The organism is Actinoplanes sp. L3-i22 (assembly GCF_019704555.1).
Lineage (GTDB): Bacteria > Actinomycetota > Actinomycetes > Mycobacteriales > Micromonosporaceae > Actinoplanes.
The window spans coordinates 7,182,738-7,204,493 of sequence record NZ_AP024745.1 but is presented as its reverse complement, the minus strand read 5'-3'; the positions used below and the strand labels follow the sequence as shown (position 1 = coordinate 7,204,493).

Annotated in this window: 21 protein-coding genes and 1 riboswitch; of the genes, 11 read left to right on the top strand and 10 right to left on the bottom strand. The window is 72.8% G+C overall.

Features of this window, described 5'->3' with window-relative positions; all coding sequences use genetic code 11:
* Nucleotides 1-39: 39 nt before the first annotated feature.
* Nucleotides 40-115: riboswitch (S-adenosyl-L-homocysteine riboswitch) on the bottom strand.
* A 130-nt stretch (nt 116-245) separates the two neighbouring features.
* From L3i22_RS32440 to L3i22_RS32425, 4 genes are all read right to left on the bottom strand, one after another.
* Nucleotides 246-1,001, bottom strand: a complete 756-nt coding sequence (locus L3i22_RS32440) for a DUF2071 domain-containing protein (RefSeq protein WP_221321294.1) — start codon at nt 999-1,001, stop codon at nt 246-248.
* Between the two features lie 242 nt (nt 1,002-1,243).
* Nucleotides 1,244-1,999 (bottom strand): DUF2071 domain-containing protein, encoded by a 756-nt coding sequence (locus L3i22_RS32435; RefSeq protein WP_221321294.1) that lies wholly within the window; start codon nt 1,997-1,999, stop codon nt 1,244-1,246.
* Nucleotides 2,000-2,275: 276 nt separating this feature from the next.
* Nucleotides 2,276-3,286 carry an esterase family protein gene (locus L3i22_RS32430; protein ID WP_221321293.1) on the bottom strand — a complete coding sequence of 337 codons (1,011 nt, stop codon included), beginning with the start codon at nt 3,284-3,286 and terminating at the stop codon, nt 2,276-2,278.
* On the bottom strand, nt 3,261-4,118 hold the full coding sequence (locus L3i22_RS32425) for a hypothetical protein (RefSeq protein WP_221321292.1): 858 nt from the start codon (nt 4,116-4,118) through the stop codon (nt 3,261-3,263). Before L3i22_RS32425 ends, L3i22_RS32430 begins: the two co-directional genes overlap by 26 nt.
* 87 nt (nt 4,119-4,205) lie before the next feature.
* Here L3i22_RS32425 and L3i22_RS32420 point away from each other — a divergent pair, with 87 nt between their 5' ends.
* Genes L3i22_RS32420 through L3i22_RS32400 form a run of 5 tightly spaced genes read left to right on the top strand, consistent with a single transcriptional unit; the run spans nt 4,206 to nt 8,517 of the window.
* Nucleotides 4,206-5,915, top strand: coding sequence for a phosphatidylglycerol lysyltransferase domain-containing protein (locus tag L3i22_RS32420; protein WP_221321291.1), 1,710 nt, complete (start codon nt 4,206-4,208; stop codon nt 5,913-5,915).
* Between the two features lie 2 nt (nt 5,916-5,917).
* Nucleotides 5,918-6,622 carry an SGNH/GDSL hydrolase family protein gene (locus L3i22_RS32415; protein WP_255657335.1) on the top strand — a complete coding sequence of 235 codons (705 nt, stop codon included), beginning with the start codon at nt 5,918-5,920 and terminating at the stop codon, nt 6,620-6,622.
* A 34-nt stretch (nt 6,623-6,656) separates the two neighbouring features.
* Entirely contained in the window at nt 6,657-7,181 is a 525-nt protein-coding gene (locus tag L3i22_RS32410) for a hypothetical protein (protein WP_221321290.1), read from the top strand.
* Complete coding sequence (locus tag L3i22_RS32405) at nt 7,181-7,765, top strand: mismatch-specific DNA-glycosylase (RefSeq protein ID WP_221321289.1); 585 nt, start codon at nt 7,181-7,183, stop codon at nt 7,763-7,765. The genes L3i22_RS32410 and L3i22_RS32405 overlap by 1 nt, the downstream gene beginning before the upstream one ends.
* A 59-nt stretch (nt 7,766-7,824) precedes the next feature.
* Nucleotides 7,825-8,517: a hypothetical protein gene (locus L3i22_RS32400; RefSeq protein ID WP_255657334.1), complete on the top strand. Its 693-nt coding sequence runs from the start codon at nt 7,825-7,827 to the stop codon at nt 8,515-8,517.
* 4 nt (nt 8,518-8,521) lie between these two features.
* On the opposite strand, the gene L3i22_RS32395 is transcribed toward L3i22_RS32400, so the two are convergent.
* Nucleotides 8,522-9,715, bottom strand: a complete 1,194-nt coding sequence (locus tag L3i22_RS32395; RefSeq protein ID WP_221321288.1) for a serine hydrolase — start codon at nt 9,713-9,715, stop codon at nt 8,522-8,524.
* A gap of 117 nt (nt 9,716-9,832) precedes the next feature.
* Here L3i22_RS32395 and L3i22_RS32390 point away from each other — a divergent pair, with 117 nt between their 5' ends.
* Both L3i22_RS32390 and L3i22_RS32385 read left to right on the top strand, forming a co-directional pair.
* Entirely contained in the window at nt 9,833-10,726 is an 894-nt protein-coding gene (locus L3i22_RS32390; RefSeq protein WP_221321287.1) for a LysR family transcriptional regulator, read from the top strand.
* Nucleotides 10,727-10,736: 10 nt separating this feature from the next.
* On the top strand, nt 10,737-11,207 hold the full coding sequence (locus L3i22_RS32385; RefSeq protein WP_221321286.1) for a peroxiredoxin: 471 nt from the start codon (nt 10,737-10,739) through the stop codon (nt 11,205-11,207).
* On the opposite strand, the gene L3i22_RS32380 is transcribed toward L3i22_RS32385, so the two are convergent.
* The gene (locus tag L3i22_RS32380; protein ID WP_221321285.1) at nt 11,204-11,590 is read right to left on the bottom strand and encodes a hypothetical protein; all 387 of its coding nucleotides are present in this window, start codon (nt 11,588-11,590) and stop codon (nt 11,204-11,206) included. The genes L3i22_RS32385 and L3i22_RS32380 overlap by 4 nt on opposite strands.
* 9 nt (nt 11,591-11,599) lie before the next feature.
* A complete protein-coding gene (locus L3i22_RS32375; protein WP_221321284.1) occupies nt 11,600-12,214 on the bottom strand; it encodes a hypothetical protein in 615 nt (204 codons plus the stop codon).
* A gap of 149 nt (nt 12,215-12,363) precedes the next feature.
* On the opposite strand from L3i22_RS32375, the gene L3i22_RS32370 reads away from it, so the two are divergent.
* From L3i22_RS32370 to L3i22_RS32355, 4 genes are all read left to right on the top strand, one after another.
* Complete coding sequence (locus L3i22_RS32370) at nt 12,364-13,191, top strand: CPBP family intramembrane glutamic endopeptidase (protein ID WP_221321283.1); 828 nt, start codon at nt 12,364-12,366, stop codon at nt 13,189-13,191.
* A complete protein-coding gene (locus L3i22_RS32365; RefSeq protein WP_221330266.1) occupies nt 13,191-14,288 on the top strand; it encodes a sensor histidine kinase in 1,098 nt (365 codons plus the stop codon). Before L3i22_RS32370 ends, L3i22_RS32365 begins: the two co-directional genes overlap by 1 nt.
* Before the next feature lie 114 nt (nt 14,289-14,402).
* The gene (locus L3i22_RS32360; protein WP_221321282.1) at nt 14,403-15,053 is read left to right on the top strand and encodes a response regulator transcription factor; all 651 of its coding nucleotides are present in this window, start codon (nt 14,403-14,405) and stop codon (nt 15,051-15,053) included.
* A gap of 52 nt (nt 15,054-15,105) precedes the next feature.
* A complete protein-coding gene (locus L3i22_RS32355) occupies nt 15,106-15,621 on the top strand; it encodes a LytR C-terminal domain-containing protein (protein ID WP_255657333.1) in 516 nt (171 codons plus the stop codon).
* A gap of 33 nt (nt 15,622-15,654) precedes the next feature.
* Here L3i22_RS32355 and L3i22_RS32350 read toward each other — a convergent pair whose 3' ends face one another.
* From L3i22_RS32350 to L3i22_RS32340, 3 genes are read right to left on the bottom strand one after another with little or no spacing between them, the layout of a single operon-like run.
* Entirely contained in the window at nt 15,655-16,728 is a 1,074-nt protein-coding gene (locus L3i22_RS32350; protein ID WP_221321281.1) for a ricin-type beta-trefoil lectin domain protein, read from the bottom strand.
* A complete protein-coding gene (locus L3i22_RS32345) occupies nt 16,725-19,268 on the bottom strand; it encodes a glycoside hydrolase family 97 protein (protein WP_221321280.1) in 2,544 nt (847 codons plus the stop codon). Before L3i22_RS32345 ends, L3i22_RS32350 begins: the two co-directional genes overlap by 4 nt.
* The gene (locus L3i22_RS32340; RefSeq protein ID WP_221321279.1) at nt 19,265-21,622 is read right to left on the bottom strand and encodes a ricin-type beta-trefoil lectin domain protein; all 2,358 of its coding nucleotides are present in this window, start codon (nt 21,620-21,622) and stop codon (nt 19,265-19,267) included. The genes L3i22_RS32345 and L3i22_RS32340 overlap by 4 nt, the downstream gene beginning before the upstream one ends.
* Nucleotides 21,623-21,756 lie beyond the last annotated feature (134 nt).

The window sequence follows — 21,756 nt, the reverse complement described above, 5'->3', positions numbered from 1 at the left end:
ATGCGGGTCATCCGCCGGGGTGCGTGCGTGGGCAGCCTCCGGCGGGAGGCGCCCTTGCGGTCGGGAACGAGCCGAGCGTGGCGGACATCGGTCCGTCGCAGCGCCTCTCGGCTCGCCTTCGCACGCTAACACCGCGACCTCAGCGGCGGCTGCCCCGGCCGGGCGAGCCGCCACGCCGGAGGACCGCGGGCGCGCCGGCCGTCATCGGGTCGCCCTGGTGAGCGGGGGAGTTGGCTGATCGGCCGTCATCGGTTTGTGCGGGTGAGCTGGCCGGTGGTGGGGCGCACGGTCATCGGGGGCAGGGGGTTCCAGGTGGCGGCGAGGTCGCGCATCAGCAGGGCGCAGTCGGGAATCGCGGATCCCGGCGGGAAGCGGGCCGGGTCCTCGAAGAACGTGGAGCGGACCGAGAGCAGTTCCGCGGGCGTGCCGTTCCAGTCCTCGGTGACCAGCTCCAGGCCGTCGAGCCGGGTCGGGTCCGGGGTGGTGGAGAAGCCGGCCGCGCCGCGGCGGAAGAACTCCAAGGCGTGGTCCACGTTCCGGAAGAGCTGACTTGCGGGCAGGTCGGTGGCCGTGCGGACGTGCACGTCCACGCCGGGGCCGTCGACGCTGATGCGCAGCTCGTCCCGGTTCTCCCGGACGTCGAACCGGCTGTGGTGGTGCCGGCCGGGGAACAGCCGGCCGCCGACCCAGGAGTTGAGCCGCGAGGCGGTGTCGCGGCGGGGGATGTAGACGCCGAGGGCGATGCCGTCCGGGGTGTCCCACTCGACGGCGATCCGGTGGGCCGCGTTCTCGCTACGAAAGCCGAGCCCGGCGACCGCAGCGGGCACGAAGGACGGGCGGGCGCCGGCCAGGCGGACCAGGCAGATGCCGGAGACGGCCCAGCCGTTGACGACCTGCGGCCGCAGCGGTGCCGGCAGCAGCCGGGCGGTGATCTCCGGGTCGGTGCGGTAGTTGATCAGGAGGCGGCGCTCGATGGCGCTCACCAGCCGAGGAGTTCTCATCGTCGTCGCCTTCCGAAGTCGGTTGAGCAGTCGCTCAAAAGGCAGCGTAGAACAATTTGAGCGATCGCTCAAGGCGGCGACCACAGGCGCGGCTGCCGGTCGCGTTGGCGGCACGGGCGGGGCAAATGGTCGCGTTGGTGGGGCGAGGCGGGGCGAGGCGGGGCGAGGCGGGGCGAGGCGGGGCGAGGAAAAAAAAAATCATCGGGTCGCCCTGGTGAGCGGGGGAGTTGGCTGATCGGCCGTCATCGGTTTGTGCGGGTGAGCTGGCCGGTGGTGGGGCGCACGGTCATCGGGGGCAGGGGGTTCCAGGTGGCGGCGAGGTCGCGCATCAGCAGGGCGCAGTCGGGAATCGCGGATCCCGGCGGGAAGCGGGCCGGGTCCTCGAAGAACGTGGAGCGGACCGAGAGCAGTTCCGCGGGCGTGCCGTTCCAGTCCTCGGTGACCAGCTCCAGGCCGTCGAGCCGGGTCGGGTCCGGGGTGGTGGAGAAGCCGGCCGCGCCGCGGCGGAAGAACTCCAAGGCGTGGTCCACGTTCCGGAAGAGCTGACTTGCGGGCAGGTCGGTGGCCGTGCGGACGTGCACGTCCACGCCGGGGCCGTCGACGCTGATGCGCAGCTCGTCCCGGTTCTCCCGGACGTCGAACCGGCTGTGGTGGTGCCGGCCGGGGAACAGCCGGCCGCCGACCCAGGAGTTGAGCCGCGAGGCGGTGTCGCGGCGGGGGATGTAGACGCCGAGGGCGATGCCGTCCGGGGTGTCCCACTCGACGGCGATCCGGTGGGCCGCGTTCTCGCTACGAAAGCCGAGCCCGGCGACCGCAGCGGGCACGAAGGACGGGCGGGCGCCGGCCAGGCGGACCAGGCAGATGCCGGAGACGGCCCAGCCGTTGACGACCTGCGGCCGCAGCGGTGCCGGCAGCAGCCGGGCGGTGATCTCCGGGTCGGTGCGGTAGTTGATCAGGAGGCGGCGCTCGATGGCGCTCACCAGCCGAGGAGTTCTCATCGTCGTCGCCTTCCGAAGTCGGTTGAGCAGTCGCTCAAAAGGCAGCGTAGAACAATTTGAGCGATCGCTCAAGGCGGCGACCACAGGCGCGGCTGCCGGTCGCGTTGGCGGCACGGGCGGGGCAAATGGTCGCGTTGGTGGGGCGAGGCGGGGCGAGGCGGGGCGAGGCGGGGCGAGGCGGGGCGAGGCGGGGCGAGGGCGGGGCAGCGGGGCGGGCGTTGGCGGCGGCGGAGGGCGGAGCTGACGCCGTACCCAAGCAAGAATTTGATCTGGAAGTTAGGGGAGCGGGCGGGCGAGTTGGGTGGAGAGCCAGTCGAAAGCGGGCGCCTCCATGGCCTGCCAGGTCTGCACGTTGTGCCCGCCGCCGTCGATGTAGGAGGTGGTCACCGACAGCGGCGCGCGAGCCGCCCGCACGAGGGCCCGGGTGTCCCGCAGCGGCGTCCGATCGGTCCGCGCGCTGGCCAGGTAGAGCGAGACCGCCGGCACCGGCAGATGCGCGAGCCGCCAGAGATCGTTGTAGGTGGTGTTCTCGCTGCCGTCCCCGATCTTGATGCCGGGCGTCGCGTCACCGGACAGGCTGGCCGCCGCCGTGTACTCGTCCGGATGACGAAGCGCCAGGTCAGTGGCGCAGTACCCGCCCGCCGAGTAGCCGATCAGCCCCCACCCGGCCGCGTCGGTGCGGACCTGGAACCGGGCCCGCGCGGCCGCCGGCACGTCCCGGGTCAGGAACGTCTCCGCCTGCGCCCCACCGACCAGATTCGCGCACTCGGTGTCGATCAGCGGATCCGGCGTCTGATAGGGGAACAGCACCACGGTCGGCGCCATCCGCCCGGCCCGGATCTCATGGTTGAGAACGGTCGCCACATCGAGCCGCTTGATCCAGTGCGACGGCGACCCGGGATACCCGTGCAGCGCCTCGACGACCGGATACCGCGTGCTCCCGGTATCGGAGTAGCCGGGCGGCAGGTAGGCGTAGACCGGCAAATTTAGACCGCTCGCCTGACCATTCACGGTCAGCGTCACGATCTGCCCGGCCCCGACCCGCCCGGCCGTCACCGGCGTGTCCGCGGCCGCCGACGACCCGACCAGGCTCGACCAGGTCGGATACGCGTCGACCTGCCGATTCACCCAGGTCAGTCCCGCCGCGGCCGCGGAAAGGACACAGACAAACCCGGCTACGGTACGGACGAGCACCCGCCCCGTGCCCCAGACCAGGCTGAACCCCACGACCGCGACCACCGCGACGGCGACCGCGGTCCACTCAGTGCCGACGCTGTCCAGGTCCATGACTGTCTCCAGGGTGGGGATGCGGGTGGCGGTGCTGGACCGGCAGCCGGCCGACGGTCGGCGTAGAGGCGGCCAGCGGCGGCGGCGTCTGCGCGCACGCCCAGGTCAACGCGTCCGGAAGCGGGCCCATCACCCGGGCGCTGACCCCGGCCGGCAGCCGCACCCGGGGCACCGGGGGATACCGCCCGGTCCCGGGGACGGTCGCGATCGCCGGGAACCGGTCCGGCGCGGCGGCCACGACCCGGCGGCCCAGGACGGTCGCGGACGCGGCGGCGACCAGCGCCCACCGCCGCCCGGTCACCCGCAGGTCGTGCCCGAGCACCGCCGGGATCGCCCGGGCGAGCGTGTCCACACCGGTCGCCGCGGTGGTCCGGGCGTAGACGGCGACGGTGTCCGGCGCCGGCGGCGTCGCGTCCCCGTCGAGGACGAGCACCGCCGAGTACCGCCAGCGCGGGTGCGCCAGGTAGCCGGCCGGTACGACCACGGTCGGCACCCCGGCCAGATGCCATCCGGTCCAGCCGGGCGGCTGCCAGCTGAAGGTGGTGCCGTTCGCCCGGACCCAGCCGTCGAGCCCGCCGGGCGCCACCGCGTACGTCGTCCCGCTGGTCCGTACCGACTGCGACAGCGCCGCCCAGGTCGGGTAGAACCGTTCCGACCGGTTCACCACCAGACCCACGCCGAGCAGCAGCAGCACCTCGGTCAGCAGCAGCGTGGCGGCGCGCAGCGGGATCCGGGCCCGGCCGCCGCGCGACCAGAGGGCGACCGTGCCGGCCGCGGCCATCCCGGTGGCCAGCACCGCCACGACGATCAGCGGAACACCGGTGAGGCTCATGGGGCCCAGCATCGCGCGGCGACGATGAGAGACCCGTGAGAGGCGTTCTCATCGTTTTCTCACCTGTCGCGGTTTAGCTTGCGGGGCATGACCGCAGCCTGGAAGTCCCGGCCGCCGCTGTCCCGGGCGGCCGTCGCCCGCCTGGTGCAGCTGGCCGGGCTGTTCGACGTGGTGACCGCCGTCTTCCCGGAGCAGCGGGGGCGGATGGCGGAGCTGGTCGAGTTCATGCCGGCCGCCGGAATACTGTCCGCCCGGGCCGGCACCGCGGCCGCCGGTGTCCTGCTCGTCTACCTGGGCAACGGCCTGCGCCGCGGCAAGCGCCGGGCCTGGCAGCTCGCGGTCGCGCTGGCCGGCGTGGGCGTGGCGCTGCACGTGCTCAAGGGTTTGGACTTCGACGCGGCGGCGGTCTCCGGGGCGCTGCTGCTCCTGCTGGTCGCGGTCCGCGGCCGGTTCCGGGCGGTGCCCGGCCCGCGCAGCCGCTGGCGGGCGGTGACCGCGTTCACCGGGTTCGCCGCCACCGGGTTCGTGCTCGGGCTCGCCGAGATCGCGATCCGGGCCGACCGCCTGGTCGGCGCGCCCGGCGTCCGGCTCTGGGCGCAGCAGTCCGCGCTCGGGCTGATCGGCGTCACCGGGCCGGTCCGGTTCGCCCGCCCGTGGGCCGCCGACACGGTCAGCCTCACCACCGGCACGTTCGGGCTGCTGGCCGTGCTCGCCGCCGCGGTCCTGCTGCTGCAGACCGCGGAGCGCCGGCCGTCCCGGACCGGCGAGGACGAGCGGCGGCTGCGGGACCTGCTGGCACGCTACGGCGGCAACGACTCGCTGGGCTACTTCGCGCTGCGCGAGGACAAGGCGCTGCTCTGGGCGCCGTCCGGGTCGGCAGCCGTCGCGTACCGGGTGGTCCGCGGGGTCAGCCTGGCCGCCGGGGACCCGATCGGCGTGGAGGCGGCCTGGCCGGAGGCGATCGGCGCGTGGCTGGCCGACTGCGCGGCGCACGGCTGGACGCCGGCGGTGCTGGGCTGCGGGCGGGCCGGGGGGACCGCGTACCGGCGGCACGGGCTGGACGTGATCGAGCTGGGCGACGAGGCGGTCCTCGACGTGGGCGCGTTCACCCTGCAGGGGCGGCCGATGCGCGGGGTGCGGCAGGCGGTCGGCCGGATGCGCCGGGCCGGTTACACGTGCCGGGTCGCGCGGCAACGCGACCTGGTGCCGGACGAACTGGCCGCGGTGCTGCGCGCGGCCGAGGTGTTCCGGGACGGCAACGTCGAGCGCGGCTTCTCGATGGCGCTGTCCCGGCTCGGCGACCCGCGCGACGGCGACTGCCTGCTGGTGCTCGCCCACGACGGGGACGGGCGGCTGCGCGGGGTGCTGCAGTTCGTGCCGTGGGGCGACGACGGGCTGTCGCTGGACCTGATGCGCGGCGACCGCAGCGCCGGCAACGGGCTGACCGAGCTGATGGTGGTCACCGCGGTCGAGGCCGGGCCGGCGCTCGGCGTGCGCCGGGTGTCGCTGAACTTCGCCGTGCTGCGCTCGGTGTTCGCCCGCGCCGAGGAGCTCGGGGCCGGGCCGGTGCTGCGGCTGTGGCACCGGCTGCTGCGGGCGCTGTCCCGGCTGTGGCAGATCGAGTCGCTGTACCGGGCCAACGCCAAGTACCTGCCCACCTGGCAGCCGCGCTACCTGTGCTTCCCGACCGCGCGGGACCTGCCGCGGATCGCGGTGGCGGCGCTGACCGCGGAGGCGTTCCTGCCGATCGGCCGGGCCGCCGCCCCGATCGCGGTCGTCGAACCGGTTACCGTGTGACGGTGTTGCTCCGCCGGTTGGTCCGGCTCCTGATGGTGTTGTGCCTGGGCGGCTGCCACGCGGCGGCGCTGCCGGCCGCGCCGCTGGTGGTCACCCTGGGCGATTCGGTGCCGGCCGGCACCGCTTGCGGTTGCACCCCCTTTCCCGATCGGTACGCCCGGATGCGGTCCCCGGAGGCCCGGTCGCTGAACTTCGCGCAGCCCGGGTTCACGGCTGACGACGTACGCGAAGGGATTCTGGATTCCGAGGTCGTGGACGGTCTCCGCGAGGCGTCGGTGGTGCTGGTGATGGTCGGCGCGAACGACATGGCCGCGGTGTTCGGCCAGGACCGGGACTATCCGGCGGCGGCCGAGCGGGTGCGCGCGACGGTCACCACGATCGTCGGCGGGATCCGGCAGGCGCACGGCTCGCCGGTCCGGATCCTGGTGCTCGGCTACTGGAACGTGGTCAAGGACGGCGCCGTCGGACGCGCCGAGTACGGCCCGGACGGCGTGCGCTCGGCCGCGGCGGCCACCCGGGCCGGCAACGCGGCACTGCAGGCGGCCGCCGCTGCGACGGGCGCGTCGTACCTGGCCACCGACGTGCTGTTCAAGGGCGCGGACCGGGCCGGCGACCCGACCGGGCTGCTCGCCGCGGACGGTGATCATCCGAACGCGGCCGGGCACGAGGCGATCGCGGAGGCCGTGTTAGCTTCTATTCGTCTGTAGAAGCTGCTGCCGACCGGAAGGGCGGCGGATCGTCATGACGGCGACACTCGGCGACATCCTGCTGGTCTTCCTGGCCGACCGGCCGGGGACCGCGTACGACCTCACCCAGCGCCACGCGCAGACGTTCGGCTCGGCCCGCTCCGTCGACGTGCTCCGCGTGGTCGCCGCCCTGAACCGCCAGGAGCGGCTCGGGCACGTGCGCACCAGCACCCGCAAGACGCTGCCGAAGGCGCCCCGGCTGTACACCCCGACCGATGCCGGCCTGGCCCGGCAGCGCACCTGGATCCTCGATGTGCCGGCCGGCAGCAGCGCCCCGGACGTGCTCGACCGGGTGCTGCTGGCGATGGTGGCGAGCGAGCGGGCCACGTTCGACGCGGTGGTGGCCGCCTGCCTGGCCGTGCTGGAGGCGCAGCGCCCACGACCCCGGTCCCGCAGGCGCGAGTCGGTGCTGTCGGCCCGGCACGCGCGCGCCGAGCTGGAGGCCGCGATGGCGTCCTCGACCATCTCCTGGGTCCGCGATCTCGGTGAACGGCCCCGGGAGCGGGATACCGCCGCCTGATGCGATTCACCCCGGCCGAGTTGGCCACCTACCGTGGGGGCACGCTGCCCGACCTGCTCGGCGCGGACGTGCGGCTGCTGTTCGTCGGGATCAACCCGGGGCTGCTGACCGTGGCCACGCAGAGCCACTTCGGGCGGCGGGGGAACCGGTTCTATCCGGCGCTGTACCGGGCCGGGATCATCGACCGGGTGATCGACGCGTCGGGCGGGTTCGATCCGGCGGACGTGGCGTACCTGACCGGGCGCGGGATCGGGATCACCAGCCTGGTGGCGCGGGCGACGGCCCGGGCCGACGAGCTGACCGCGGACGAGTTGCGGGCCGGGGCGGTGGACCTGGCGGCCCGGGTCGCCGCGATCCGGCCCGCGGTGGTGGCGTTCCTCGGGATCAGCGCGTACCGGGTCGGGTTCGGGCAGCCCGGGGCGGTGACCGGGCGGCAGCCCGAGCCGCTGGGCGGCGCCGAGCTGTGGGTGGTGCCGAACCCGAGCGGACTCAACCGGCACGCGAGCCTCGACGTGCTGGCCGCGTCCTACGCCGCGGCCGCTCGGGCGGGCGGGATCGTGCTCCACCCGCGTGAGCTGGGCTGACGCCGTACCGTCGCGGGTTTTGTGGTTTGGTCTTTTGGCGGCCGGGGCATGCCGCGGCGGTGACCAAGACAGGGAAGGCCCGGCGCGGCGAGGCGCGGCTGCCGTCCGCGCTGGTGGTCGTCGTGGCGATCGCCCTCTACGCGCTGCTGCCCGACCAGCTGATCCTCGGGCCCCGCCTGGTCATCCCGGCGCTCGAGGTGCTGCTGCTGGTCGCCCTGCTGATCGTCAACCCGTACCGGATGACCCGGGACAGTCCGTGGGAGCGGGCCGCGGCGCTGACCCTGGTCGGGCTGATCGCGGTGGCGAACGCGGTCGCGCTGGTCCTGCTGCTGCGGCAGCTGGTCACCACCGACGACTCGCGGGCCGTCGAGCTGCTGATCGCCGCCGGGCAGGTGTGGCTGACCAACGTGATCGTCTACGGCCTCGCGTTCTGGGAGCTGGACCGGGGCGGCCCGGTGGCCCGCACCCACGTCGACCGGGACGCCCTGCCCCGGGCCGACTTCCGGTTCCCGCAGGACGAGGACCACGACACCGTGGCCGAGGTGCAGGCCGGCTCGAGCAAGGTCAGCGACTGGGTGCCGGCGATCGTCGACTACCTGTACGTGTCGCTGAGCAACTCGTCGGCGTTCAGCCCGACCGACACCATGCCGCTCTCCACCCGCGCCAAGATCCTGATGGGCATCGAGTCCACCTCGGCGCTGGTCATCTCGGTGCTGGTGATCGCGAAGGGCGTCGGCAGCCTCGGCTCGTGACGCCTCAGCCGGCCTCCTGGTAGAGCGTGGTCCAGAAGTCGTGGATCAGCCGGGCCGGGTCGGGGACGGACATGCCGACCTGGGTGAGCAGGATCCCGGTCAGCCGGTTGGCCGGGTCGGCGTAGGTGGAGACGCCGCTGCCGCCGTCCCACCCGAACTGCCCGATCGGCGCGTAGTCACCCCGGTAGGTGCGCACCGCCATGCCCAGCCCCCACCCGCCGTGCTGCCCCTGGCCGTAGGAGACGTGCACGTTCTCGCTGGCCATCGCGGTGCGGGCGGCCTGCTGCGCGGGCGTCAGCCGGTTGCTCGTCATCAGCTCGACGGCCGGCCGGGACAGGATCCGCTCGCCCCCGTGCATGCCGTGGTTGAGCAGCATCCGGAAGTACGCGTGGTAGTCGTCGGCCGTCGAGACCAGCCCGCCGCCCCCGCCCTCGAACGCCGGCGGCGCGCTGTGCCGCCCGCCCGCGGCCTCGTCCCAGACGTGGAACTCGCCGGTCTTCGGGTCCGGGGCGTACAGCGGCGGCAGCCGGTCGATCTTGCTGTCCGGCAGGTCGAACCCGGTGTCGGTCATCCCCAGCGGGCCGAAGAGCCGCTCGTGCAGGAACGTCCCGAAGGACTGGCCGGTGACCCGGGCGACGAGCACGCCGAGCAGGTCGCTGCTGATCTGGTACTGCCAGCGCTCGCCGGGCTGGTGCATCAGCGGCAGCGTGCCGAGCCGGCGCATCCACTCGTCCGGCGCGGGCATCGGCGCCGGCAGGTCCGGGGTGAGCCCCTGCGCGAAGACCGCGTTCATGATCGGCGTGCCCAGCGCGGTCATGTCCATGCCGAGCCCGAACGTCGAGGTCAGCACGTCCCGGACGGTAATCGGCCGGCGCGCCGGCACGGTGTCGTCGAGCGGCCCGTCCGGCCGCCGCAGCACCTGCCGGTCGGCGAGCTCGGGCAGCCACGGCTCGACCACGTCGTCGAACCGCAGCCGGCACTCGTCGATCAGGATCATCGCGGCGGCGACCGTGACCGGCTTCGACGTCGAGGCCATCCGGAAGATCGTGTCCCGGCGCATCGGGGCGCCGCCCTCGTGCCGCATCGTGCCGAGCACCTCGACCCGCGTCCGGTCACCGATGCCGACCAGGGCGACCAGCCCGGGGATCCGCCCGGATTCGACATGGCGCACCAGCACGTCGTGCAACTTCTCAGACATCAAAATCTCCTTGGGTACGGCGTTGATCCCACGATCGCGTGGCCGCCCGCCCCGAACAACGCCCGGGATCGCGCCGCTGGATAACCCACGGGTTATCGATCGCCGTACACTGCCCGGGTGGAGCTCCGGGACATCGAGATCTTCCTGGCCCTCGCCGACGAGCTGCACTTCGGACGGACCGCCGAGCGCCTGCACGTCTCCCAGGCCCGGGTCAGCCAGTCGATCAAACAGCAGGAGCGCCGGATCGGCGGCGCCCTGTTCGACCGGACCAGCCGCAGCGTCCGGCTCACCCCGCTCGGCGAGCGCCTGCGCGACCGGCTCGCCGCCGGTTACGCCGAGATCCGGGCCGGGATCGCCGAGGCCACCGCGACCGCGCGCGGACTGACCGGCGCCCTGACCGTCGGCACGTTCGACACCCACCACCAGGAGATCGCCGGCGTCCTCGGCCTGTTCCGGCAGCGGCATCCGGACAACCCGGTGCACCTGCGCGAGATCCTGCCGGCCGACCCGTTCGGCGGCCTGCGCGCCGGCCGGGTCGACGTGGCGCTGCTCTGGCTGCCGGTCCGCGAGCCGGATCTGACCGCCGGGCCGCCGCTGCACACCGAGAAGCTGGTGCTGGCGGTCGCCGCCGGGCACCCGCTGGCCGGCCGGGAGCGGGTCACCATGGAGGACCTCGGTGACGTCGCGGTGGTGGACCTGGAGGGGCCGGTGCCGGCCTACGTCTGGCACGAGCACACGCCGCTGACCACCCCGGCCGGGCGGCCGATCCGGCGCGGCCCGGCGGTGACCACCGTCGAGGAGGCCCTCACCGCGGTGGCCGGTGGGCAGGTGGTGACGCCGCTCGGGGCGTACGCGGCCGCGTCCCGGCGCCGCAGCGACGTCGTCTTCGTGCCGATCACCGACGGGCCGGTCCTGCGGTACGCCCCGGTGTGGCGCACCGCGGCGGCGACCCCGCTGATCCGCGCGTTCGTCCAGGCCGCGGCGGACGTGAATCCTCTTTCGTTGACGTAGTCTTCGTGGCGTGAGCATCGGTAAAGGTGACATCGCGCCCGATTTCGAACTGCCCGACCAGGACGGCACGCCCCGGCGGCTGACCGACCTGCTCGCCGACGGGCCTGTCGTGCTGTTCTTCTATCCCGGCGCGATGACCCGTGGCTGCACCGCGGAGGCCTGTCACTTCCGTGACCTGGCCACCGAATACAAAGCGGCCGGCGTGCAGCGGGTCGGCATCAGCAAGGACCCGGTGGCGAAGCAGAAGCTCTTCGCCGAGACCAACACGTTCGACTATCCGCTGCTCTCCGACCCGGAGTCGGTCACCATCGCGGCGTACGGCGTGAAGCGCAAGCTGGCCCTCGGCCCGCTGAGCACCAAGCGGATGACGTTCGTGATCGGCACCGACCGCACGATCCTCGACGTGATCCACAGCGAGCTGGACATGAACGAGCACGCCGTCGAGGCGCTGAGCGTGGCGTCCGCCGCCAAGGCCGGCTAACCCCGGCAGACGGACCTGCCGTCGGGGCACAGGTGGTATTCGGCCCCGGCGGTCATCTCCGTGCGGCTCGCGATCCGGTAGGTGATCCCGTTCGTCCCCCGGACCAGCGTGATCGCGTAGGCGGAGTAGCCCCAGCCGCCGTCGTAGCCGCCGAAGACGTCGTCGGCGCCGGCCCGGTAGCCGTCCTCGAAGGCATCCCGGGCGGCGACGGGTGCCTGCTCGGCGCGCCCTTCGAGGAGCCCGTCGGCATGCCCCGCCGCATAATCACCAGCGGTCTTTTCGCTGCCGGCGGTCGCTTTGTCGCCGGCCGTCGCCCGGCCGGCCACGAACAGGCCCGCACCGGCGAGAACCATCAAGATCAAGACCGCGATTCGCGTACGCATCGACCAAAGTTAGTCCCCTGCGGACCGGTGCAGCAGCCGCTGGGCGTCCCGGCCGATGTAGACGCCGTAGGCGCTGGTGGCCAGCGCCGCCCCCACGGCGACGAACCCGGTGACCGGCTCGACCGGCGCCCCCGCGGCGATGGCCACGATCCCGGCCAGTCCGGCCAGGGTCGTCCAGGTGGCGATGTACAGGTCGAGGCTGCGCCCGAAGATCCGCGCCATCGGATAGAAGTGCAGGCCGACGATGAGCGCGATGGCCGGCATCACGTAGTCGGGATGACCGGTCACGTTGAGCAGCGCCGCCACGATCCCGATCGCCAGGCCCTCGAGCCCGAAGGTGATCCCGTACGCCCGGCCGGTGCCGCGCTGACGCCGGCTGTCCGCCTCGGAGAGCGCGGCCGGGAACCGCCCGCGCGCCCGCAGCAGCCGCACCCCCTGCACGATGAAACCCACGGCCAGCACCGCGAACACCGCCCAGATCGGCCCGGCCACCGCCGGCGACCAGGCCGCGAACGTGTTGCCGGCCCACAACAGCGTGAAGAACGCCATCAGGAACAGCCCGGTGACGATCCCGACCACGGCGGCGCGGGGCGGAAGGATGGCTGGTGGCGCGGTGTCCGTCATAACCCGGATCATTCCATCCCCCCGCCAGCGCTGTAGCTCGCGCGAGCCACACCCGGATGTCCACTGTGCGGGGACGTTTTCCGGCGCGCCGATCCGTAGTTTTCTCCGCAGTCGCGGCGGGCTGCCGCGGGTTCTGCGGAGGGGATGTCATGCGGTTCGTTCTCCAGCTCGTCGCGGTCGTCGCGGTCTCGTTCGGGGCCGGTCAGGCGGTCGGTCTGGCCGACGGCAACGTCTGGCTGTCGCTCGTCGTGGGGGTGGCGGCCGCCGCGATCGCCGTGCTCGTCTACTACGCGGTGGTCCGGGCCACCGAGAAACGCGAGGTGACCGAGGTGGCCGGCCGGACCGCCGCGTCCGGGCTGCTGCGCGGCGCGCTGCTCGGGATCGTGCTGTTCGCGGCGGTGATCGGGAACATCGCGGTCAACGGCGGCTACCGGATCACCGGGCTCGGTGCCGACCCGGTCAACGCGGTCGGCCTGGCCGGGTTCATGGCCGCGGCCGCGACGACCGAGGAGCTGCTCTTCCGGGGCGTGCTGTTCCGGCACCTGGAGCGGGTCACCGGCACCTGGCTCGCGCTGGTGCTGTCCGCGTGCGCGTTCGGCGGCGTGCACCTGCTGAACCAGGACGCCACGCTGTGGGGTGCGCTCTGCGTGGCGATCGCCGGTGGGGGCATGCTGACCGCGGCGTACATCGCCGGTCGTGGTCTGTGGTTGCCGATCGGCCTGCACTTCGGCTGGAACTGGGCGCAGTCGGCGATCTTCGGCGCGGAGGTCTCCGGCAACGGCGCCCAGCAGGGCCTCCTCGCGTCCGAGTCGGCCGGCAACGCCTGGATCAGCGGCGGGCGGTTCGGCCCGGAGGCCAGCGTCTACACCGTGGCGGCCGGCGTGCTGGTGACGGCCGCGTTCCTGTGGCTGGCCCGGCGTCGCGGCCACCTGGTGCCGATGCGCCGCGCCGATCGAACCCTTACGCTCGCGCGGTGATGAGCTTCGCCGGGGTGCGGGAGCGGTGGCGCCGCTACGACGTCACCGTCCAGGACCTTCCGCTCGCGCTCCTGCTCACCGCCCTGGCCCTGGTCCCGGACTGGCACCGGCACGGCACCCGGCTGGCCGAGCTGGTGCCGGTCCGGCCGTTCGGCGGGTGGGGCGTGCTGGCGATCGCCGTCGAGTGCCTGCCGCTGGCGATCCGCCGCCGGTGGCCGGTCGCCGCGCTGGTCCTGGTGTTCGCCGGGTTCGCGGCCGATCAGCTGTGCGGCTGGAACACGCTCGGCGGCACCGCCCTGCCGATCGCGCTGGTCAGCGCGGGCGCGCACGTGACCCGGCGCCGGCCGGCCCTCGCGGTCGTGGCGTCCGCCGGGTTCCTCGGGCTCGCCGCCGCGCTGGCCCGGGCCGGGCAGCTCGGATTCGACGTGATCGTGCTGTTCTACCTGGTGCTGGGCTCGATGTGGGTGGTCGGCGCCGGGCTGCGGCGCAACCGGTGGCACGTGGCGGAGGCGGCGCGGGCCGGCGAGCGCACCCGGATCGCCCGCGAACTGCACGACGTGGTGACGCACCACGTGACCGCGATGGTGGTGCAGGCCGAGGCGGCACGCTATCTGACCGCCGCGCCCGAGCGGCTCGACGGGGCGCTGACCGCGGTGTCCGGGGCCGGGCGGCAGGCGATCACCGACCTGCGGCACCTGCTCGACCTGCTCGATCCCGGGCACGGTGGGGAGCTCCGGGCGCTGGTCGAGCAGACCCGGCGGGCCGGGCAGCCGGTGGACCTGGTCGAGCGGGGCGGCCCGCCGGGCGGTGCGGACGTCACCGTCTACCGGGTGGCGCGGGAGGGGCTGACGAACGCCCTGAAATATGACCACGGTGCCCGGACCAGCGTGATCGTCCACTATCGAGCCGAGGAGATCGACGTGCGGATCAGCACCGACGGGACCGGGTCGAGCAGCGCGTCGCCCGGCGGCGGCGGACGCGGCCTGACCGGGCTGCGCGAGCGGGTCGGCACGCTCGGCGGCGACTTCAGCGCGGGCCCGGCCGCCGGCGGCGGCTTCCTGGTCACCGCCCGGATCCCGGTCGGGGCGGCGTCATGACCAGGGCGCTGACCGGCGACGGAGTCACCGCCCGGAGCCCGGTCGGGGCGGCGTCATGACCAGGGCGCTGACCGGCGACGGAGTCACCGCCCGGAGCCCGGTCGGGGCGGCGTCGTGATCCGGGTGCTGGTCTGTGACGATCAGCCGCTGATCCGGACCGGCTTCGCCACCATCATCGACGCCCAGCCGGACATGGCGGTGGCCGGCGAGTGCGGCGACGGCCACACCGCGGTCGAGCTCGCCGCCCGGCTCGACCCGGACGTGGTGGTGATGGACATCCGGATGCCCGGCCTGACCGGCATCGAGGCCACCGCCCGGCTGGCCGGCGCCGGCGTGCCGCACCCGGTCAAGGTGCTGGTCGTGACGACGTTCAACCTCGACGAGTACGTCTACGAGTCGCTCCGCGCCGGCGCCAGCGGCTTCCTGCTCAAGGACGCCCCGCCGGCCCACCTGCTGGCCGGCATCCGGACCGTGGCGGCCGGCGCCGCGCTGCTCGCCCCGGAGGTGACCCGGCAGCTGGTCGGCCGGTACGCGACCCGGATCCGCCCGCCCGGCGACGTCCCGGCCGGGGTGCCGCTGAGCGCCCGCGAGCTGGAGGTGCTGCGCCTGATCGCGAACGGCCTGTCCAACAGCGAGATCGCGGCGACGCTGGTGATCAGCCACGAGACGGTGAAGACGTACGTCTCGCGGATCCTCACCAAACTGGACCTGCGCGATCGGGTCCAGGCCGTGGTCTACGCCTACCGCCGCGGCCTGGTCACCTGAGAGCACCGTCACGCCGAGGTTCAGCGGATCGATCAGTGGGCACAAGAGCGGCATGACGGACACGCGTACGCGGGCCTACCGCGTCATCAGCGCCATGGCCGCGGGCGCGGCCGTCGTCGCGACGATCGCGATGGTGCACGACACCCAGAGCGCCGCGATCGCCAGCGAGAGCTGCAGCACCAAGGTCGATCTCACCCTGCCGGACAGCGCCGGGCAGGTGAAACTGCGGGTTCTCAACGGGACGGCCACGGCCGGGCTGGCCGACCGGGTCACCTCGGACTTCGAGAACCGCGGCTTCGTCATGCAGAAGCCCGCGAAGAACAAGACCACGGTCAAGGACCAGACCGCGATCATCGAGTACGGACCCAGGACGGCCGGCGCCGCGCAGTGGATCCGGGCGTTCTTCCTGGGCGAGGCGGAACCCCGGTTCGACCCGGCCCGGACCACCGACGTGGTCGACGTCGTGGTCGGCGCCCAGTACCGCCAGCTCGCCACGTTCACCGAGGTCAACCAGTCCCTGGCGGTCCTCGGCGAGCCCACCGCCCCGCCCGGAACCTGCGCGGCCTGAGACAAAGCGGCCGCGCAGGTCCGGTGACGCGGGTCAGCGCGCGGACCACACCTGGTTCGCGCCGCCGTTGCAGGCCCACAACCGCACGGCCGTGCCACTGACGTCGAGACACTTGCCGGATCCGGCCCCGGTGATCGCGCCGGAGTCGGCGAACGTGAACCGCTGGTTCGCCCCGCCGTTGCAGGTCCACGTGACGATCCGGGTCCCGTCGGCGGTGCCGTTGCCGTACACGTCGAGGCATTTGCCCCCGACGCCGCGCAGCTCGCCGGCGCTGGTCCGGGTCCACTTCTGGTTGGCGCCGCCGTGGCAGTCCCAGGTCAGGACCGTGGCGCCGTCCGCGGTGGAGCCACCGCTGACGTCCAGGCAGCGCGTCGACTGCGGGTTGGACAGCACGACCGTGCCCCCGACCGGCGGCGTGGTCAGCGTGGCCAGGCTGCCCGGCACCGACTGCAGGGCGGCGAACCACCGGGCGGCCATCTTGTCGTAGCCGCCGGCGTTCGGGTGCAGCCCGTCGGCCAGGTCGGCGGTGGTCAGCGCGGAGTGCATGTCGACCAGGTGGGTCAGCGGGCCCTTCGCCGCGACGAGGCCGGGCAGCGCCGCGTTGAACGTCTGGGTCTTCTGCTCGTTGGCCGCGTTCGCGGTCGGCGTGATCTGCGCGACGAACAGCTGCACCTGCGGCGCGTTCGCCCGGATCTTGTCGATCAGCGCGCCGAGCCGGGCCGGGGCGTTCGCGACGTCGTAGTTCTGCCCGATGTCGTTGGTCCCGATGTGCAGCAGGATCGTGCGCGGGTTCGCCTGCTGGATCCAGCCGACGATGTTCGCGTCGAGCTGGTCGATCCGCCAGCCGGAGTGTCCCTCGTGGTCGTGGTCGCCGAGGTTCGACGGCCCGTTGGAGCCGGATCCGACCAGGTCGGTCCGGGTGCCGTTGGCGGCGAGCCGTTGCCACAGCCCGATCCGGTAGCCGCCGGGCACGTTGTAGCCGTCGGTGATCGAGTCGCCGAGCGGCATGACCCGCACGCCGCCGTTGGATTCCGCCGCCTGCGCCGGGGCGGCGGGCAGGCCGAGCGTGGCGAGGACGAGGGGGAGGACGAATGCCAGTTTTCTCATGACCGGATCCATTTCTGGTTGGGGTTTCCGGTGCAGGGCCAGAGCTGGAGCAGCGTGCCGTTGGTGGTGCCGTTGCCGATCGCGTCGAGACACTTGCCGGAGCCGACGCCGACGACGCTGCCGTCGGAGCGGACCCGCCACTGCTGCCCGGCGTTGGCGTTGCAGTCGAAGATCTCGACCGGGGTGCCGTCGGTGGTGGCGTTGCCGGTCGCGTCGAGGCAGCGGCCGAGCACGGTCAGCTGGTTGGTAGCGGTGGAGGTCCATTGCTGATTGCTGCCGCCGTTGCAGTCCCAGAGCGCCGGCCGGGTGCCGTTGGCCTGGTTGCCGTTCGGCAGGTCCAGGCAGCGCCCGGATCCGGTGCCGCGGAAGGCGCCGGTCGCCGGCGACCGCCACCACTGCTGGTTGGCGCCGCCGTTGCAGGGCCACGTCTGGACGACGGTGCCGTTGGCGTCCAGACACCGGCCGGTGCCCCGGTTGACGACGCTGCCGTCGGTGTTGACCGTCCACTTCTGATCGGTCGCCGAGGTGCAGTCCCCGATCTGGGCGGCTGCGGTCAGGCACTTGGCGCCGTAGACGCTCAGCTGCCCGGACGGCGTCTCGACCCAGGTCTGGTTCGCCCCGCCGTGGCAGTCCCACAGCGCCACGGCGACCCCGTTGGCCTGCGAGTTGTCCGGCACGTCGACGCAGATCCCGGACTGCTTGCCCTTGAGGAACCCGGTGCTCCCGCGAGCGTTGCAGGACGACAGGCCTTCGACGTACGGGCACAGCGCCGTCACGAAGCCACCCCGGGTGGCCACCGGCACGCTCAGGGTGTCCGCGCCGGTGACCACCCGCGTCTCGCGCAGCAACCCGCCCGAGCCGTCCCGCACGGTCTCGGCCAGCCACTGTCCACCGCCCAGGAAGGTCAGCGGCGCCGTGAACGTCTTCGCGGCCAGTGCCGAGATCCCGGCGGCGAACCAGCGGTTCCCGGCCCGGCGCGCGAAGTACGCCTCCTGCCCGGGCCGCCCGCCGAGCAGCCGGCTCTCGTCCCACGCGGTCGGCAGCTGGTCCAGGATCCGCAGCGCCTCGGGGTGCGCCTCGTAGCTCTCCGGGTTGTCGGCCAGGTGCTGCCAACCGGACTCGAAGACGACCGCGGTCGCCAGCTCGTGCCCGTCGGTGGTGTCCCGGTTCGCCAGGCTGAACACGGTCGGCGTGAAGTCCATGCTCGCGACGGCGTTCCGGGTGAACGGCAGGATCGTGTTGAAGTCGGCCCGCAGGTACTGCTCGGCCCCGAACACCGCCTCCGCGGTCAGCACGTGCGGCCAGGTGCGCTGCAGCCCGCGCGGGGTGGCCGCGCCGTGGAAGTTGACCATCAGGCCGAGGTCGGCGGTCCGGGCCAGCAGCGCGTCGTACCACTGCAGCGTCGGCTGGGTGTCCGCGTAGATGAAGTCGATCTTGACGCCGGCCACGCCCCAGGCCTTGAGCTGTGGCAGCCGGCTCTCCCGTTGTTGCGCCGTGCGCAGATCGGCCGAGTTGAACCAGAGCAGAACATTCAAACCCTTGGCTTTCGCGTACGTCGTGACGGCCGGAACCCAGCTCGCCGACCACCCCTCGTCGATCAGCACGGCGCTCCATCCGTGGCGGGCGGCGAAGTCGACGTACTGTCGCTGCCGTGCCTCGTTCGACGGACTGGCGTGCTCGGTCAGCCACGACCAGGCGACCGTCCCGGGCTTGATCCACGAGGTGTCGGCGACCCGGGACGGCCCGGCCAGGTCGTCGACGATGGTCGAGCCGGTGACGCTCGCCAGGTCACCGACCACGGCCGTGCGCCACGGCGTCCGCAGCGGCAGCGCGGTGCTGATCGCACCGGCCAGCGCGACGGTGTAGGTGCCGGAGCCGGCCGGGTGCGTCAGGTACCCGGCGGCGTAGCGGCCGTCCAGATCGGTCTCGGCGACCAGCGCGAACGTCCCGCCGACCTCGAACAGCGCCGGGATCCGGTAGTCACTTCCGGTCGGCGCGCCCCCGGCGGTGGTCGTGATCCAGCGGCCCTGGTCCTCGTCGTGCGGCGGGGCCAGCCAGGCGTTCGAGCCGGCCGGCACCGACCACGAGGACGCCTCCCGGGTGACGCTGACCGGGCCGCTGCCGGGCAGCACGTACCGGTAGGCGACGCCGGTGCCGGACGCGCGGACCACCACGTCGAGCCGGGCTCCGCCGGTGCCGGTGAAGGAGAGCGTCGACTCGGCGTAGGTCGTCTGCCGGCTGCGCTGCTTCCCGGTCGTCATCGTGTACGACTCGGTCACGCTCCGGTCGGCGCGGGACGTGAAGGTCAGGCCGCGGGTCAGGTCCGCGGCGCCGGTGACGATCCCGATCGGGGCCGGCGACAGCACGCTCCGGCCCGAGCTGGTCACCGCGAAGGTCAGCGCCCCGTTGTCCAGGCTGACCTGGGCGGCGGCTGTTCCGTTCCCGGCCACGGTCCAGGTGGTGGCGGCCGCGGCCGGTTGTGCCCCGGCCAGGACCACGGCCGGCGGCGTGAGCAGCAGCAGCGCCGCGAGCGCCCTCACGACCGGTACCACTTCTGGTTGTCGCCGCCGTGGCACGTCCAGATCTCCAGGAGCGTGCCGTTGACGGTGCCGTTCGCGGTGGCGTCCAGGCACTTCCCCGATCCGGCGCCGACGATCGTGCCGTCGGCGTTCAGCGTCCACTGCTGGTTGGCGCCGCCGTTGCAGTCCCAGATCTGCACCTTGGCGCCGTCGGTGGTGGCGGCGCCGTCGACGTCGAGACACTTGGTGCCGTACACCCGCAATTCTTGTGAATTTGTGGGGTTGAAGCTCTGATTGGCGCCGCCGGTGCAGTCCCAGAGCGCGAGTTGCGTGCCGTTGGTCTGGGACGCGCCGGGGACGTCGGCGCAGCGGCCGGACGCGATGCCGTGCAGCGAGCTGGACACGGTGCCCGGGTTGGCGGTGATGCTCAGGTTGTCGAACTGGTTCGTCTGGTAGCCGATCACCCCGATGCCGGCCTGGCCGCTGCCGAAGGCGAGGTCGTTCGCGGTGCCGATGGTGGTGTTGTCGATCGACGCGGTGATCTGGCTGCCGGAGAACGCCAGCTTGAGGTTGTGCCAGGTGTTCAGGCCGAGCGCGGCCCGGGTGCCGGTGGCGAGCGTGGTGTCGGTGTTGGTGTTCGCATGCCGGACGATCGACCAGGTGCCGGCCTCGTTGACCCGCAGCTGGTAGGCGGCCTGCCGGTTCTGCGGGCGCAGCTGCAGGTTGGCCCGGCCGAGCAGGGTGACCGTGCCGGCCTGCCGCAGGTTCACGTCCAGGCTGACCGTGTAGTTGGTCCAGCCGGCGTCGCCGATCAGCGTGTACGCGTCGCTGTCGTCCTGCCAGTTGATCGGGCGCTGCGGGGCGACCTGCTGCAGGCACGTGCCGGACCGGCCGGCGCAGGCCCGGGTCTCGAACGAGCCCTGCATGTCCTCGGTGTACTTCGGCAGCTTGCGTGCCGGATAGCCGTCGAAGGTGTCGGCGTAGGGGAGTGCCAGCCCGTGCGTGGCCGGGCTGGTCGCGGTGCCCTTGGCCTGGCCGGTCGTGGTGGTGACGGTGTAGATCCGGTTCGGTTGCAGGGTCAGCGAATAGGACCCGCCGGACGTCGTGACGTCGGCCTGCCTGACGAACCAGTCGGCGGAGTTCGCCGAGCCCATCGCGGTCGACCAGACGTGCACGGTGCCGGTGCTCAGGCCGCCGGAGACGGTGACGTTGACGGTCTGCGCCTCGGTGCTGCCGCTGGTCTCGTAGATCGTGCTGTAGTCGCTGTTGTTCGGCGACTTCAGCGTCACGTAGCTGCCGTTGGCCCGGTTGCCGCCGAGATAGCCGCTGGCCGAGCTGTTCAGGTAGCGCCAGCCGGGCTGGGTGAACTGCGCGTAGTGCGCGTTCGCCCACAGGTTCTTGCCCACTCGATAGGCACCGGACCAGGGCGATCCGGCGTCCATCAACCCCACCGTGGCGTACGGCAGATTGGGGGTGATCGCCGCGATCAGCGGCCAGTTCAGGTAGCCGGAGATCTCCGCGTCGAGATAACCCCGATTGACGGTACGGATGTAGGGCACCACCCCGGCGTTGTCGTCCTGCGACCCGAACTCGCTGGCCCACAACGGTTTCCCGCTCGACCGCGCGTTGGCCGTGACGCCGCACGAGTCGGCCTGCGACAGGTACCCGCACACGTAGTGGTTGCCGAGCACGCCGACCGCGCTCTTCAGCGCCGGATCGGCCGCGAACTCGTCGGCCATGCCCCAGCCGCTGTCGTCGCCGACGATCTGCACCGCGCCGAAGCCGGCGTTGTTCAGCCCGGTCCGCAGGCTCTTGTACCAGGCGCTGTCGTGGCCGCGCTCGTTCCAGCCGCCCAGGTAGCTGATGGTCAGCCCGTGCCGCTTCGCGCAGGTCAGCCACGAGACGTCGTAGTCGATCATGTCTTGCGACCAGAAGTTGCCGCCGCCGATCCAGCCCGGCGCGGTCCACGGCAGCGCGACCAGCCGGAGGTTCGGATTGCGGGCGACGGCCTGCTCGCCGAGCCAGAACTCGTAGCCGGCGTCGCAGTCGACGTCGCCGCGCACGTGCTGGTGGCTGGGCTCGGAGCCGTCGGTGGAGTTGGCGTCCCCGCCGATCTCCAGCTTGAGCAGCTGGACCGCGGCGCCGTAGTCCGGCTTGAACAGGTAGTCGAGGATCTGCGCGCGTTGCGGCTCGGGGTAGTCGATGAGCAGACGGGAGTTGCCGCCGCCACCGCTGATCGCGCCGACCCCGTCGAACGTGCGGCCGGTGATGCCGCCGTTGATCGCGACGGACGTGACGGGCGCCGCCGCGGCGGGGTTCGGGATCAGCAGGAGGCCGAGGCCGAGGACGAGTGCGGCCATGGCTGGGAGACGCATGTGCCACTCCTTGGGCAGGGGGTGGGGGAACCGCGTTTGATCACGATCGAATCTGTTGCTTCGTGATGGATTGCGGTGCCCGAAGCCTGTCGTCCCCGCTTATATCTGTCAACGTCGATATAACCGGAACGGTC